Annotated in this window: 14 protein-coding genes; all 14 read right to left on the bottom strand. The window is 71.7% G+C overall.

The window, feature by feature from the left end; genetic code table 11:
• Window positions 1–3 precede the first annotated feature (3 nt).
• Window positions 4–648, bottom strand: a complete 645-nt coding sequence (locus tag ACZ6BB_RS04490; RefSeq protein WP_471613818.1) for a phosphorylase family protein — start codon at window positions 646–648, stop codon at window positions 4–6.
• Window positions 648–2,642: a squalene--hopene cyclase gene (shc, locus tag ACZ6BB_RS04485; RefSeq protein ID WP_471613817.1), complete on the bottom strand. Its 1,995-nt coding sequence runs from the start codon at window positions 2,640–2,642 to the stop codon at window positions 648–650. Before shc ends, ACZ6BB_RS04490 begins: the two co-directional genes overlap by 1 nt.
• A gap of 137 nt (window positions 2,643–2,779) precedes the next feature.
• The gene (locus ACZ6BB_RS04480; RefSeq protein ID WP_383892263.1) at window positions 2,780–3,853 is read right to left on the bottom strand and encodes a polyprenyl synthetase family protein; all 1,074 of its coding nucleotides are present in this window, start codon (window positions 3,851–3,853) and stop codon (window positions 2,780–2,782) included.
• 68 nt (window positions 3,854–3,921) lie between these two features.
• Entirely contained in the window at window positions 3,922–5,349 is a 1,428-nt protein-coding gene (hpnE, locus tag ACZ6BB_RS04475; RefSeq protein ID WP_471613816.1) for a hydroxysqualene dehydroxylase HpnE, read from the bottom strand.
• Entirely contained in the window at window positions 5,346–5,486 is a 141-nt protein-coding gene (locus tag ACZ6BB_RS04470) for a DUF6380 family protein (RefSeq protein ID WP_471613815.1), read from the bottom strand. The genes hpnE and ACZ6BB_RS04470 overlap by 4 nt, the downstream gene beginning before the upstream one ends.
• The gene (hpnD, locus tag ACZ6BB_RS04465; protein ID WP_471613814.1) at window positions 5,486–6,436 is read right to left on the bottom strand and encodes a presqualene diphosphate synthase HpnD; all 951 of its coding nucleotides are present in this window, start codon (window positions 6,434–6,436) and stop codon (window positions 5,486–5,488) included. Before hpnD ends, ACZ6BB_RS04470 begins: the two co-directional genes overlap by 1 nt.
• Window positions 6,433–7,335, bottom strand: coding sequence for a squalene synthase HpnC (gene hpnC / locus ACZ6BB_RS04460; protein ID WP_471613813.1), 903 nt, complete (start codon window positions 7,333–7,335; stop codon window positions 6,433–6,435). Before hpnC ends, hpnD begins: the two co-directional genes overlap by 4 nt.
• A gap of 417 nt (window positions 7,336–7,752) precedes the next feature.
• Window positions 7,753–8,520 carry an ABC transporter ATP-binding protein gene (locus tag ACZ6BB_RS04455; RefSeq protein ID WP_471613812.1) on the bottom strand — a complete coding sequence of 256 codons (768 nt, stop codon included), beginning with the start codon at window positions 8,518–8,520 and terminating at the stop codon, window positions 7,753–7,755.
• Complete coding sequence (locus ACZ6BB_RS04450; protein WP_471613811.1) at window positions 8,513–9,442, bottom strand: ABC transporter permease; 930 nt, start codon at window positions 9,440–9,442, stop codon at window positions 8,513–8,515. The genes ACZ6BB_RS04455 and ACZ6BB_RS04450 overlap by 8 nt, the downstream gene beginning before the upstream one ends.
• A gap of 95 nt (window positions 9,443–9,537) precedes the next feature.
• Window positions 9,538–10,422 (bottom strand): glycosyltransferase family 2 protein, encoded by an 885-nt coding sequence (locus ACZ6BB_RS04445; RefSeq protein ID WP_471613810.1) that lies wholly within the window; start codon window positions 10,420–10,422, stop codon window positions 9,538–9,540.
• Window positions 10,419–11,147, bottom strand: a complete 729-nt coding sequence (locus tag ACZ6BB_RS04440; RefSeq protein ID WP_471613809.1) for a CDP-alcohol phosphatidyltransferase family protein — start codon at window positions 11,145–11,147, stop codon at window positions 10,419–10,421. Before ACZ6BB_RS04440 ends, ACZ6BB_RS04445 begins: the two co-directional genes overlap by 4 nt.
• A 28-nt stretch (window positions 11,148–11,175) precedes the next feature.
• On the bottom strand, window positions 11,176–12,240 hold the full coding sequence (locus ACZ6BB_RS04435) for an iron-containing alcohol dehydrogenase family protein (RefSeq protein WP_471613808.1): 1,065 nt from the start codon (window positions 12,238–12,240) through the stop codon (window positions 11,176–11,178).
• Window positions 12,228–12,980, bottom strand: coding sequence for a phosphocholine cytidylyltransferase family protein (locus ACZ6BB_RS04430; RefSeq protein ID WP_012999194.1), 753 nt, complete (start codon window positions 12,978–12,980; stop codon window positions 12,228–12,230). Before ACZ6BB_RS04430 ends, ACZ6BB_RS04435 begins: the two co-directional genes overlap by 13 nt.
• The gene (locus ACZ6BB_RS04425) at window positions 12,977–14,782 is read right to left on the bottom strand and encodes a DUF5941 domain-containing protein (RefSeq protein ID WP_471614119.1); all 1,806 of its coding nucleotides are present in this window, start codon (window positions 14,780–14,782) and stop codon (window positions 12,977–12,979) included. The genes ACZ6BB_RS04430 and ACZ6BB_RS04425 overlap by 4 nt, the downstream gene beginning before the upstream one ends.
• Window positions 14,783–14,930: the final 148 nt, after the last annotated feature.

The following is a 14,930-nucleotide window of genomic DNA, read 5'->3' as shown; positions in this document are numbered from 1 at the left end:
GGCTCACCTCCTGGGGAGCAGCAAGGAACGGTGCCATTCGTAGTAAGCGGGAAGGACGGCACGAAGAACGCGGAAAGCCGATATTCCACCGCGTACCGTGCCGATCCGGACCAGTTCATGTTCTGGAGCGTCCACGACCACCCGGACGGCCGCAACCGGGCGTGCGCCCGATCGCACGGCGCAGTGGAGCGTGACGGCCGACTCCATGTCGACCGCGAGTGCGCCCGTCGCGTAGAGATCGGACCGTTCCTGACCGCGTACGACATGGTCGGATCCGGTGAGCGGGCCGGTGTGGACCACGCGTCCGGGCACGGCGCGCTCCACCTCCTCGACCAGGCGCCGGGAGGAGACACAGCGGGTGACGGCGCCGCCGGGTCCCCAGGTCTCCTCGGCGACGACCAGGTCGCCGGGCCGCATGCCCGGCGCGAGTCCGGCGCAGAACCCGGTGGCCAGCACGGCCGCGTCACGCAGCCCCGGGTCGGCGAGCACCCGGGTGACGGACCGCTCGGCGGCCCTCGGCCCCATACCGGTGCGCAGGACGGTGACCGGGCCTCCGGCGCCGCCCCGGTCGCCGCTGCGCAGGGCGAGCCGTTCGATGCCGAGCGCGCAGGCGATCAGCAGCGGGGCCGGGGCGGAGGGCGCGGTCATCAGCGTTTCCCGGGCTTCAGGACGGCCGGCTCGCCGTGGACGTAGCGGCCGAGCGCGGTGAGCGGGAAGACCTGCCGGTAGAGGTGGTAGTTGATCGAGAAGTCCCAGGGGAAGCCGGTGCCGGTGAAGTACGGCTCGTCCCAGGAGCCGTCCTCCCGCTGGGTACGGGCCAGCCACTCGACGCCGCGTTCGGCGGCCTTGGTGTCCCGTTCCCCCGCCGCCAGCAGCGCGAGCAGCGCCCACGCGGTCTGGGAGGCGGTGGAGGCGCCCTTGCCGCCCCATTCGGCGGGGTCGGGGTAGGAACGCAGGTCCTCGCCCCAGCCGCCGTCGTCGTTCTGCACGGTCTTCAGCCAGGCCACGGCCCGGCGGATCGCGGGGTGCGCGGCGGGCAGCCCCGCGGTCACCAGGGCGGGGACCACCGACCCGGTGCCGTAGACGTAGTTGACGCCCCAGCGGCCGAACCAGGCTCCGCTGGGCTCCTGTTCGGCGAGCAGCCACTCGATGCCGCGCCGGGTGCGCGGGTCGTGGGACAGGCCCTCCGCCGCGAGCATCTCCACCACGTGCGCGGTGACGTCGGCGGACGGCGGGTCGATGACCTCGCCGAAGTCGCAGAACGGCAGCCTGTTGGGGAACGGGCTGGTGTTGTCGGCGTCGAACGCGCCCCACGCCCCGTTCCCGGACTGCATGCCCAGGGTCCAGCGCACCCCGCGCCGGACGGCCCTCTCCACGCGCTCGGGGTCGTGGTGCCGCACCCGGCGCAGTGCGAGGACGACCTCGGCGGTGTCGTCGATGTCGGGGTAGTTGTCGTTGTGGAACTCGAACGCCCATCCCCCGGGCGGGAGTTGGGGCCGTTTCACCGACCAGTCGCCGGGGCGGACGATCTCTTCGCCGAGCATCCAGTCGGCGGCCTTGACCAGTTGGGGGTGGTCGGCGGGCAGCCCGGCGTCGGCGAGGGCGATGGTGGCGAGGCAGGTGTCCCACACCGGGGACTGGCACGCCTCGATCATCCGCGCCCCGTCCTCGCGCCACACGGCGAACCGGTCGAGGGACTCCAGCCCGGCCCGCATCACGGGGTGCTCCAGGTCGTAGCCGAGCAGGTGCAGCGCGATGACCGAGTACACGGCGGGCGGCTGGATGCCGCCCCAGCAGCCGTCGTTCTCCTGGCGCTCGACGATCCAGCGGGCCGCTCTGTTCATGGCCGCCCGGCGCAGCCGCTTCCATGCCACCTTGCGGTAGCCGTGCAGGGCCCTGTCGAGCCGTTGGAAGGCGCCCTCCCAGCTGCCCAGCGGGTCCAGGGGTCTGGGCGGGTTCGGCCGCCCCGGGTCGGTGTGCAGTTCGTCGAGCGGGAACGGCGCGGGCCGCACCGGGCGCTTCGCCGACACCACGGTCAGCGGCACGATCGTCTGGCGGGCCCAGCAGCCGAAGTCGTAGATGTTCAGCGGCATCCACGTGGGGAAGTACACGATCTCCGGCGGCATCTCCGGCAGGTCGTCCCACTTCCACCAGCCGAACAGGGCCAGCCAGATGCGGGTGAAGACCCGGGCGGCGGCGATCCCGCCCCGCGCCCGGATCCACGCGGACGCCCGCGCCATGTGCGGCTCGGCCGGGTCGTCGCCCGCCAGCCGCAGCGCGACGTACGCCTCGACGGTGGCCGAGAGGTCGGGCGGGCCGCCGTAGAAGGTGGCCCAGGTGCCGTCCGGGTGCTGTTCGCCCCTGATGAAGAGGGCGGCGGCCCGGGTGGTCTCGTCGTCGCGGATGCCCAGGAACTGGCGGAGCAGCAGGTCCTCGGCGTCCATGGTGACGTTGGTCTCCAGGTCGCCCTTCCACCAGCCCTGGGCGTCCTGCCGGGAGAGCAGGAAGTCGGTGGCCCGCCTCACGGCGTGCAGGGCCGCCTCCTGGACCCCTGCCGCCACAGGGGTGCCGTGGTCGGTGTCGCTGGCCGAGGGGGCGCGGGGCGGCAGGGCCCCGGTGCTTCCGTCGGTCGTCGCTGTCATGGCTTCCCCTTCGTGCAGTGGACGGATCTCTCTGCGGTGGGTCAGCCGTCGGCCGGTGCGTGTCCGGTGACGGGCACCGGCCGGCGACTACGCGAGGGCTATTCGACCGATGAGGGTCGACTCCTGGGTGAGGGTGGTCATCTCTTCCGTACGACGACGAAGTCGGCGAGGGCCGCGAACTCGTCCCGGACCCGCTCGGGCATCCGGATCGAGTCCAGCGCCTCGATGGCGATCGTGTGCTGGCGGCGGGCCTCCTGGACGGCCCACTCCCGGCCGCCCGCCTCCTCGATGAGGGCGGCGCGCGCGGCGAACTCCTCCTCGGAGAAGTTCTCGAAGTCGCTGGCCTTGGCGTCCGCGGCCAGGAGTTCACCGAGCCGCTCCGAGGCCGGTCCGCCGGCCGCGAGGGCGGCGACGACCGGCAGGGACTTCTTGCGCTGGCGCAGGTCGCTCCAGGTCTGCTTGCCGGTGGAGACCGGGTCGCCCCAGATGCCCAGCAGGTCGTCGACGGCCTGGAAGGCGAGCCCGAGGTGGTAGCCGTACTTCTCCAGGGTGTCGGCGGTGTGGTCGTCGGCGCCGCCGAGGACGGCCCCGATGGAGCAGGCGCAGGCGAGGAGGGCGCCGGTCTTGTTGCCCTCCATCTCCAGGCACTCCTCGACGGTGACCCGCTCGCGGTGCTCGTAGGAGATGTCCTGGGCCTGACCGTCGATGAGCGCCCGGGTCGCCGTGGTGACACGGCGGGTGGCACGGGCCGCCTCGGCGGTGCCCAGTTCGAGGAGGATCTCGTTGGCGAGGACCATCAGGGCGTCGCCGACGAGGATGGCCTGGGCGGGGCCGTGGACCTTCCAGACGGTGTCGCGGTGGCGGCGCTGTTCGTCGCCGTCCATCAGGTCGTCGTGCAGCAGCGAGAAGTTGTGCACCAGTTCCACCGCGACCGCGCCGGGGATGCCGGCCTCGGGTGCGGCGCCGGTGACCTCGGCGGACATGACGGCGAGAGCGGGACGTACGGCCTTGCCGCCGTCGCCGTCCGCCGGGTTGCCGTGGGCGTCGATCCAGCCGAAGTGGTAGGCGGCGACGGTGTCCATGGGGGGCGCCAGGCGATCGACGGCCGCCCGCAGCACGGGGGTGGCCAGGGTCCGCCCGCGCTCCAGGAGCGCGGTCACGTCCACCGCGGTCCTCGCAGCGGCCGTCACGGCCGGGGGCACAGTGGGCACAGTCTCTCCAGATGTCGGTGTGTTCGTGGTACCGAGAGTGCGGGAACCGCCCCGGTGCGCTTCGAGCGTCACGCGGCCTCCTCGAAGTCGAAGAGGTGGTCCCGGGGCCGGCCCAGCGCGGCGAGGGCGGCGTCCGCCGCGCCGATGCCGCTGCGGACCGCACTCTCCATGGTCGCGGGCCACCCGGTGGCGGTCCACGCTCCGGCCAGGTACAGGCCGGGTGCCTTGGTGCGGGCGCCGGGCCTGAGCCGTCCGACGCCGGGGGTGGGAGCGAACGTCGCCGTGCGCTCCCGGGTCACGAAGAAGTCCCGCACCCGCGCGTCGCGCGCGGTGGGCAGCAGCCGTTGCAGCTCGGGCAGATAGCGCTCGCGCAGTGCGGACACGGGGGTGTCGATCTCGTCGTGGGCGGCCGACTGCGACAGCGCCAGATACTGGCCCTCGCGCAGCCCGGACGCCCCCGTCCGGTCGAAGACCCACTGCACGGGCGAGCCGAGCGCCGCGAAGAACGGCCGGCTCAGCACCTTGCGGTCGTACACGACGTGGATGTTGAGGATCGGCGCGGTGCCGATCTCCAGCAGCCGTCCGGGCTCGTCGAGCGCTCCCGCGGGCAGCAGGTCGTACGTCTCGCGCTGCGGTACGGCGAGGACGACCGTGTCGGCGTCCAGGCTCTCGCCGGGCGTCTCGACCCTCCAGCTCCCGTCCTCCCTGGGGGAGACGGACGTGACGCGGGCGCGGAGCACGGTGCGCACGCCCGCCGAGTCGAGCGCCTTGCGGGCTCGCCCGTCGTGCAGTTCGCCCAGCGGGACGTGGGCCCAGCCGATGTCGGCCGCGCCCGGGTCGGACAGCAGGCCCGTCCTGAACACCATCGCGGCGAGCCCGAGGGAGGCGTCCTGGGCGACCGCGTTGAGGGTGGCGACCCCCACGAGGTCCCACAGCGCCTCGACGGCCCGCGCCGACTGGCCGTGCGCGGCCAGCCAGCCGCCGAAGTCCCGTGCGTCCAGGGCGGGATCGGCGGGGTCGAGCGCCTTGAGCGCCAGTGCGGCGCGCCCCACCCGCGCGCGCTCGGCGAGCGAGAGGTGGGGGTAGGTGGCGAGGCTGCGTCCCAGATGCAGGGGGACGGGCAGCGCGTCGCGCCGCAGCCTGCCCAGCCGTCGCCCGGCCCTGCCCCCGGCGTCGAGAACGGGCACGTCGAGACGATCCTGCAGGGGCGCGAGCGCCGCCGCGTCGACACGGTCGAGGAACCAGCGGTAGGCGGTGCAGCAGCGCAGGTACACATGCTGTCCGTTGTCGACGGTCAGGTCGCCGCGCCGGAAGGAGAAGGCCAGTCCGCCGAGGCGGGGCCGCCCTTCCAGGAGGGTGACCCGGACACCGGCGTCGGCGAGCGAGAGCGCGGCGGTGACACCGGCCAGTCCCCCGCCGACCACCACGGCCGTGCCGGGGGTCCGGCCCGTACGGTGCCCGTCGGGTGGTCCCCCGGGCTGTGCGCCGTCCGTCATCGTGCACCCTCCCCTGCCGGTCCGCCGGGGTGTCGCATCCAGCCGCGGCGGTCCGTCGCAGTCAGGGACGCCACGGTGCCGCGGAGGGTTGCGTACCACTTTTCCCCGATGGATTCACCCCTGAGTGAATTGTCCATCAGACGCGCCTCCTGACGGTACGGCGCGACACGTGGCGGGTGTCGAGACCGGAGAGGCCGCGCACGGCTACGTACGCCTTCTCCCGGCCGGGCAGCGAGACCCGGCCGCGCAGGACGGCCTCCGGCTCGCGCTCGATGCGGTCCAGCAGCCGGCGGTAGATGCCGGCCATGGCCGCGACGCAGGCGCCGCTGCGGCGGTCGAGCATCGGCAGCAGCCGGTAGCCCTCGGCGAACAGGGCGCGGGCCCGGCGCACTTCGAAGTGCACCAGACCCGCGAAGTCGGAGTCGGCCGGCGGGAGCGGCCCGGCGAACCCGGCCGAGCAGCCGAACTTCGCGAGGTCGTCGGTGGGCAGGTAGGTACGGCCGCCCTGCGCGTCCTCGCGAACGTCCCTGAGGATGTTGGTCAGTTGCAGCGCGAGTCCGAGGGTGTCGGCGTACTCGGGCGCGCGTTCCGCGCCGCGCGCCCCCGGTTCGGCGTCGAAGACGCCGAGCGAGAGCCGCCCGATGGATCCGGCCACACAGCGGCAGTAGACCTTCAGGTCGTCCCAGGTCTCGTAGTGCTCGCCGCGTACGTCCATGAGGACGCCGTCGATGAGTTCTTCGAGCGCGCCGAGCGGGATCGGGAAGGCGGTCCCGGCGTGGGCGAGGGCGACCGCGACGGGGTCCGTGTCGTCCTCGTCGACCGAGCCGTCCCGGACCCGGGTGAGCAGCGTCCTGGTCTCCTCCAGCCGGGCCGCCTTGACCTCGACCGCGAGCGCGCCGTCACCGATGTCGTCGACGCGCCGGGAGAAGGCGTACAGCGCGGACATCGCGCGGCGCTTGGGCGTCGGCAGCAGCCTGATGCCGTAGGCGAAGTTACGCGCCTGCTGTCCGGTGACGGCCTCGCAGTAGCTGTAGGCGGCGAGTACCGGCGCGGACGTGCGTGGTTCCGACTCCACGGTCCGGATCACCCCTCTCCTCGCAGGGTCGCGCCCGCCTCGCGCAGCAGCCGGAGCCTGCCGGGCTTGGGCGGGCCGGGAAGTACGTCGTGCTCGGCGGCGGCGATCGCGTGCAGGGCCGCCCTGCCGCCCGCCACGAACCCCGCGAGGAGCAGCCTCAGTCTGCCGTGGACGCTTCGTACGAGGGGGGTGCCGGCGTCCAGGAGGTTCCTGGCGCGTTCCGCCTCGTACGCGATCAGCGCGCGCACCGACGCGCCCGCGGTGGGTGCGGCGAGATCGGCCTCCTGGACGTGGAAACGTTTCATGTCGGCGGCCGGAAGGTAGATCCGGTCGCGGCCCAGGTCCTCGGCGACGTCCTGGAGGTGTTCGACGATCTGCAGCGCGGTGCAGACCGCGTCGGAGTGCCGGACCCGCTCGGGGGTGGTGGTGCCGGTGACGGCGAGGACCAGCCGGCCGACGGGGTTCGCGGACAGCGCGCAGTAGGCGAGCAGGTCGTCGTAGGTCTCGTACCGCTTGACCAGCTGGTCCTGGCGGTTGGCGGCGATCAGGGCGAGGAACGGCTCGGGGGCGAGACGGCGGCCGCGGACCGTGCGCTGCAGGCGGCGCAGCAGCGGGTGGCCCGGGGTGCCGTCGAAGACCCTGGCGAGATCGGCCTCGAAGGCGTCGAGGAGGAGGAGCCGGTCGTCGGCGTCCCGCGGGCGGACGCCGAGGAGACGGGCGTCGGCGCCGCCGGGGGCGAGGTCGCCGTCACCGATGTCGTCGACGAGGCGGGCGAAGCCGTAGACGGCCATGAGGTCCTCGCGCCAGGTCCGGGGCAGGAAGAACGGGGCGACGGGAAAGTTCTCGGCCCCGGCCTTGTCGAGGGTGTCGCGCTCCGGGTCACCGGTGCGCGCCGTCCCGGTTTCGGTCACCGCTCGTCACCCGGCGCGGGCACGGCAGAAGCGTGGTTGAGCTGGGGAGTCTTCAGAGCCATGGCCGTCACATCTCCCGTTCTACACTGCCGACCCAATTCGCACTATTTCGGACACGCCGCCCAGTGGGCGGCGTCTGCGGCGGATGCCGGGTGTCGCGCATTATGGACCCACTTGCCGCGATTCGGCACCGTTACAGCTTACGTTGTACAACGCACCATGCTCCGTCGGGGTGTCCTGCACATCACAAGAACGCACCGATTGCCCCCAAGATTCCTATGGGTGGCCGGAGTTGACACGGTCCTTGCCGAAGTTGGCGTTTCCCTTTGCGCGACGCCGCTCCCCGGTATCCCTTGCAGACGCCGGGCCCCACCGGAACAGTTCCGGTGGGGCCCGGGTCGTGTCGGGCCGGGGGCCCTACTTGCCCGTGAACTTCTCGTATTCCTTCAGGACCTCGTCCGTCGGGCCGTCCATGCGCAGTTCGCCGCGTTCCAGCCACAGCACGCGGTCGCAGGTGTCGCGGATGGACTTGTTGTTGTGGCTGACCAAAAAGACCGTGCCGGCCTCCTTGCGCAGCTCACGGATGCGGGCCTCGGACCGCTTCTGGAACGCGCGGTCGCCGGTGGCGAGGGCCTCGTCGATCATCAGGACGTCATGGTCCTTGGCCGCCGCGATGGAGAAGCGCAGCCGGGCCGCCATGCCGGAGGAGTAGGTGCGCATCGGCAGGGTGATGAAGTCGCCCTTCTCGTTGATGCCGGAGAAGTCGACGATGCTTTGGTAGCGCTCCCTGATCTGCTCGCGGGACATGCCCATCGCGAGGCCGCCCAATATGACGTTCCGTTCGCCCGTGAGGTCGTTCATCAGGGCGGCGTTGACGCCGAGGAGCGAGGGCTGGCCGTCGGTGTAGACCTTGCCCTTCTCCGCCGGGAGCAGACCCGCGATCGCGCGCAGCAGGGTGGACTTGCCGGAGCCGTTGGAGCCGATCAGGCCGATGGCCTCGCCGCGGTAGGCGACGAAGGAGACGCCCTTGACGGCGTGCACCTTGCGGACACCCCGCTCCTCGCCGCGCTTGAGGATGCGGCTGAGCGCGGCGGTGGCGCTGCCCTTGCCGGTCTTGGCGCCGTTGACGCGGTAGACGATGTGCAGTTCGTCCGCGACGACGGTGGGGATCAGTGACTCAGCCACGGCCGTACCTCTCCTCCGCCTTCCAGAAGTACACGAAACCGCCGAGCGCGATCAGCACCGCCCAGCCGCCGGCGACCGCCCACACGTGCGGGGGCAGGTTCTCCGAGCCGTAGCCGTCGATCAGCGCGAAGCGCATCAGGTCCATGTAGATCGCGGCCGGGTTCCACTGGAGGACGTCGGCGATCCACTTCGGGTGGTCCTCCAGCATCACCGGGATGGAGAACATGACGCCGGAGGCGTACATCCAGGTCCGCATCACGAACGGCATCAGCTGCGCGAGGTCCGGCGTCTTGGAGCCCATACGGGCCATGATCAGCGCGAGGCCGGTGTTGAACAGGAACTGCAGCACCAGCACCGGGACGATCAGCAGCCAGGACAGGGACGGATAGCTGCCGAAGCCGACCGCCACGCAGAACAGCACGATCATCGAGAACAGCAGCTGCTGGAGCTGCTGGAGCGCGAAGGAGATCGGCAGCGAGGCGCGCGGGAAGTGCAGGGCGCGCACCAGGCCGAGGTTGCCGGAGATCGCGCGGACGCCCGCCATCACCGAGCTCTGGGTGAAGGTGAACACGAACACACCCGTGACCAGGAACGGGATGTACACCTCACGGGGCATGCCGCGGTCGGCACCCAGGATGAGGCCGAAGATCAGGAAGTACACCAGCGCGTTGAGCAGCGGGGTGGCCACCTGCCACAGCTGGCCGAGCTTGGCCTGGCTGTACTGCGCGGTGAGCTTGGCCTGGGAGAAGGCCAGGATGAAGTGACGCCGCCCCCACATCTGGCGGACGTACTCCACGAGTCCGGGCCGGGCGCCGCTCACGGCGAGCCCGTACTTGGCGGCCAGTTCCGTGGCGGAGAGCCCGTCGTCGGGCGACGGACGGTCGCTCACCACAACCCTGCCGTCATGCGTTGTCTCACTCACAAATGGAAACTTTCGTCCTCAAAGTGCGTGGCCTGGTCGGGCCGAGGCGGAAACCTGGGCCGGGTACGGCCGAATGCTCTCAGATTTCGAGCTTGTCAGATGACGGGCGGTCGGCCCAGTCGGGTCAGCCGCCACACCGTACGCCACTTCATGGGCCGGCGGGGGCCGCAGGCGCTCGTCCAGCCCTCCTTGAAACCGCCGAACCAGGCCCTCAGCGCCGGCCCGGAGGGCTTGCGCAGCAGGGTCAGCAGCAGCCAGACGCCCAGGTAGACCGGGACGAGCGTGGCCGGGAGGTTGCGGCGCGCGAGCCAGACGCGGTTGCGCGCGACCATGCGGTGGTAGACCGCGTGCCGGGAGGGGGCGGTCGTCGGGTGGTACAGCACCATGTCGGACCGGTAGTCGATCATCCAGCCCGCGTCGAGGGCCCGCCAGGCCAGGTCGGTCTCCTCGTGGGCGTAGAAGAACTCGTCCGGGAGCCCGCCGACTTCGGCGAAGACCTGGGTGCGTACGGCGTTGGCGCCGCCGAGGAAGGTGGTGACCCGGGAGGAGCGCATCGGGTCGGCGGCCCGCAGCCGGGGCACATGGCGCCGCTGGGTCTCCCCCGTGTCGGGGTCGGCGATCCGGAAGCTGACGATGCCGAGCCTCGGGTCCTCCTCGAAGGCCCGGCGGCAGAGTTCGGCGGTGTCGTGGCGCGCGAGCAGGCCGTCGTCGTCGAGGAAGAGCAGGACGTCGACGTCCCGGCCGCTGGGTCCGAACGCCTCGATGCCTGTGTTGCGGCCGCCGGGTATGCCGAGGTTCTCGGGCAGCTCGACCGTCCGCACGCCCTCGGGGACGTCCGGGACGGGCGAGCCGTTGCCGACGACGACCACCTCCACCCGGTCGCCCTCCTGCTTGGCGACCGAGTCGAGGAGGGCGCGGAGTTCGTCGGGGCGGTTGCCCATGGTGATGATCACCGCGCCGACCTTCGTGGACCCGCTCACTTCAGCCTGCTGGAGGCCAGGATGGACACCAGGTGCAGCAGGGTCTGCAGCAGCGCGATGCCGGCGAGTACGGCGACGCCGAGCCGGGAGAAGAAGAGGTCGCCCCGCATCTGGTCCAGGACCGCGAAGACCAGGATCAGCAGGGAGGCCTCGACACCGAGGATGAGCCGGTGGAACTTCAGGGCGGCGGCGGCCTTGCGGGCCAGCGCCATGCCGGAGGAGCGCGGCTCGGCGGCCGACTCCTGGACCGGCGGCTTGCCCTGCTGATGGCGGGCGACCCCGACGAGGTCCGTCTCGGCCTTGATCAGGATGGCGCCGAGAGCGGCGAGCGTGCCGAGGAAGGCCCACAGCCAGTCGATCCGGCCGGTGCCCCACAGGTCGGCCGCGCGCAGACCGAAGCCGACCAGCACGGCCGCGTCGCACAGGTAGGCGCCGACCCGGTCGACGTAGACGCCGGTCATCGAGTACTGCTTGCGCCAGCGGGCGAGCTCGCCGTCGACGCAGTCGAACAGCAGGTACAGCTGGACCATCAGCACACCGAGGACGGCGCCCGGGACGCCCGGCACCAGCAGGGCCGGGGCGGCGAGGACGCCGAAGACGGTCATCAGGTAGGTCAGCTGGTTGGGCGTGACCCGGGTGTTGACCAGGTGCCGGTCTATCCGCAGCGAGATCTCGCGCATGTAGAGCCGGCCGGCCCAGTGCTCACCGCTCCGCCGGTCCTTCACCCCCGGAGGGTGAACGACCGGCCGGAGTTCAGCTACTGATGGCTTTGGCATAGTCGGCGTAGGCGTCCTTGATCTGGTCGTTGCTCAGTTCGAGGTGTTCCAGGATGGTGTAGCGGCCCGGCCGGGTCTGCGGGGCGAACTCCACGACCTGGACGAACTCGTCCACGGTGAAGCCGATCTCGTCCGGGAGGACCGGCAGGCCGTGGTGGCGCAGGACCTCGACCATCTGTCCCGCGACCTCGTGGTTGCCCCGCAGGAACGTGGCGAACGCGCCGCCCAGACCGCACTGTTCGCCGTGCAGGGCGTTGCGCTTGGGGAAGCTGAGGTCGAAGGCGTGACTGATCTCGTGGCAGGCGCCCGAGGCGGGACGGCTGTCACCGGCCACCGACATGGAGATCCCGCACAGCACGAGCGACTCGGAGAGCGTGGTCAGGAAGGCGTCGTCACCGACCCCGCCGGGGTGGCGCAGCACGGCCTCGGCGGCCTGCCGGGCCATGGCGGCGGCCAGTCCGTCGACCTTCTCGCCGGTCTCCCGGCTGGACAGCTCCCAGTCGGCCACCGCGGAGATCTTGCAGATCACATCGCCGATACCGGCCCGCACGAAGCGCACCGGGGCCTCACGGATGACGTCGAGGTCGATGACGATGCCGATCGGGTTCGGCACACCGTAGGAGCCGCGACCCGCGTCGTTGTCGAGGGTGGCGACCGGTGAGCACAGGCCGTCGTTGGCGAGGTTGGTGGCGACGGCGACCAGCGGCAGGCCCACCCGGGCGGCCGCGTACTTGGCGCAGTCGATGACCTTGCCGCCGCCGAGCCCGACCACGGCGTCGTAGTGACCGCCCTTCTTGATCGAGTCGGCGAGCCGTACCGCTCCGTCGATGGTGCCGTCGGCGTCGGAGAACCAGTCCGCCTCCGGAAACGCGGGGGCGAACCGCTCGCGCAGCGCCGCGCCGGAGCCGGCGCTGATCGCGAAGGCCAGCCGGCCCGACGGCGCGATGCGCTGGTCCGACAGGATCGTCGCCAGGTCATCGAGCGCGCCGGGACGGATGTCCACGACGACCGGCGAGGGGATGAGCCTCGTCAGTACTGGCACGCGATCTCACGTCCCTTGGCGAGGTCGTCGTGGTTGTCGATCTCGACCCACTTGACGTCACCGATGGGCGCCACGTCGATGCGGAAGCCGCGGTTCACGAGCTCCTGGTAGCCGTGCTCGTAGAACTGCTGCGGGTCCGTCTCGAAGACCGTCTTCAGGGCGTCGGCCAGCTCGTCGGCGGCCTCGCCCTCGATGAGGGTGACGCCGATGTACTCACCGGTCGCCTCGGCGGGGTCCATCAGCTTGGTGATCTTGGTCATGCCGCCCTCGGGGCCGACGACGACCTTCATCTCCTCGTCGGCGAGGGACTTCACCGTGTCGAGGGCGAGGATGATCTTCTTGCCGTCGCCGCGGGCGGCGAGCAGGGTCTTCTCCACGGAGACCGGGTGCACGGTGTCGCCGTTGGCGAGGATCACCGAGTGCTTGATGGCGTCACGGCCGCACCACAGGGAGTAGGCGTTGTTCCACTCCTCGGCCTTGTCGTTGTCGATCAGGGTGATCTTGACGCCGTACTTCTGCTCCAGCGCCTCGCGGCGCTCGTAGACGGCTTCCTTGCGGTACCCGACGATGATCGCGACCTCGGTCAGGCCGATCTCGGCGAAGTTGCCGAGGGTGAGGTCGAGAACGGTCAGGCTGTCCTCGGCGCCCTCGGGGCCGACCGGCACCAGAGCCTTGGGAAGGGTGTCGGTGTAGGGGCGAAGACGCCGTCCGGCGCCGGCCGCCAGCACGAGGCCGATCATGCGGGTTCTCCTTCATCGTGTACGGCGGGTGCGCCTGTCTTATGGGCGGTCACCCAGAAGCGGATGCTCTCGATGAGCACCAGCAGCGCCACGGCCACGGCGAGAGCCGTGAGCGCGACCTTGAACTCTGTGGGCGCGAGCAGCGCGGCGAGAACGGTGACCAGCAGTGTCCTGCCGTCGTGACCGCCGATCGCCCGCACCAGCCACCGAGGCGGCGCGCCGGCGTCGCCGCGGATGCGGTACACCGTGTCGTAGTGATGGTAGGCGACGGCCCCCACGAGCCCGAAAGCCGCGGGAAGGGCGCCGTTCACCTCGGTCCCGGCCGCGAGGATCAGGACGGTGCCGTACTCGGCGGCGCGGAAGAGCGGGGGGATCAGCCAGTCGAGGGGGCCCTTGAGGGGGTGCCCGACGGCTTCCGCCGACAGCAGGACGTACAGGCCGGCCACGGGGACGACCTGCCAGGCAGGGCCCCAGACCCAGGCCGCGGTCACCACGGCCACGGCTCCGAGAGCCGCGCTGAGCACCGCCGTCTTCCGCGGCGGGCCCGGCAGGAGGGAGACCAGCGCCTGGGCGAGCGGCCCGCTGTCGGCCAGGTCCGCCAGTGCCTGCGCGGCACGGTCCGTCCGCTCGGCCCTGCGGGTCAGCGAGCGCAGCACGCGGCCCGCCGTGGTGTAGGCGGCGGCGAACGCGCAGCCGATGAGCAGCGCGTAGAAGGTGATGCGCGGAGTGGTGAGGGCCGTGAGGACGGCGATCATCGCCCAGCGCTCGCCGATCGGCAGGACGATCATGCGGCGGATCCAGACCGTCCAGCCGACGCTGTCGAGCCGGTCGGAGAGGGCGGCGGTGGGGCTGGTGTTGGCGGTGGCGTCGTGGTTCGCCTCGTTGAAGGAGAAGTCGACGACATGCCGGCAGGTCTGCAGGACCATCGCGGCGAGGGCGAGGGCCCAGACGTCGTCGCCGCCGCGGGCGGCGCCGAGGGCGAGGCCCGCGTAGTAGGCGTACTCCTTGGCGCGGTCGAAGGTCGCGTCGAGCCAGGCGCCCAGCGTGGAGTACTGCAGGGAGTAGCGGGCCAGCTGGCCGTCGGTGCAGTCGAGGACGAAGGAGAGGATCAGCAGCAGGCCGGCCGCGACATAGCCGCCACGGGTGCCGGTGGCCGCGCAGCCGGCCGCGATCAGGGCGGTGATCAGCGAGGCGGTGGTGACCTGGTTCGGGGTCAGGCCCCGGCGGGCGCACCAGCGGGCGAGGTAGCGGGAGTAGGGGCTGATGCAGTAGGTGGTGAAGAACCCGTCGCGGGACTTCACCGCCGTGCGCAGGCGTACGGCCTCGTCGTCGACGGCGTCGACGGCCCGCCGGGCCTCGTCACGGGCCTGCGGACCGTCGGGGACGACGGCGACCAGGGTGCCCAGCTCGGGGCGGTACGGGCTGACGCCGTCCGCGTCGAGGCCGGTGACGATCCGGTCGGCGACGCTGTCGACGGCGACGGTGGTGCCGCCGCTCGCGGTGGAGCTCTCGCGGGCCAGCACCCGGGTCAGCGCCTGACGGGCGGCGGGCCGCACGGTCACGGCGCCGGGGAGGGCGGCGACGTCGAAGCGGGGGTCGGTGAGTCCCAGGCGCAGGGCGTGCGCATGGCCGACGAACCGGGCGTCGACGATCGCGACCCGCTGGTCCGCGGGCACCGTCGCCAGGAGCCTCGCGGCGTCACCGGCGTCGGAGGCGACCCGTACGTCGAAGCCGAGCGACCGCAGATCGCCCTCCAGCGACGATCCGGGCACCGGCTGACCGGTGAGGATGGCGGTCGACAGAGGAACTCACTCCCTGGGTGCCGACGCGACCGCGCCGGACATGTACGTGGTGGAAGGCGCCCAGGCCCTGGGGGCCGGCAGCGTGTCGGCAGAGGTTATCGGATGAAGAGAAGCAGGCGTTCACCGCCCGTTCACGGCCCGATCGATC

The organism is Streptomyces sp. NPDC041108, from assembly GCF_055592645.1.
Note: the sequence above shows the minus strand (reverse complement) of the source record. Positions and strands in the feature narration are given on the sequence as shown.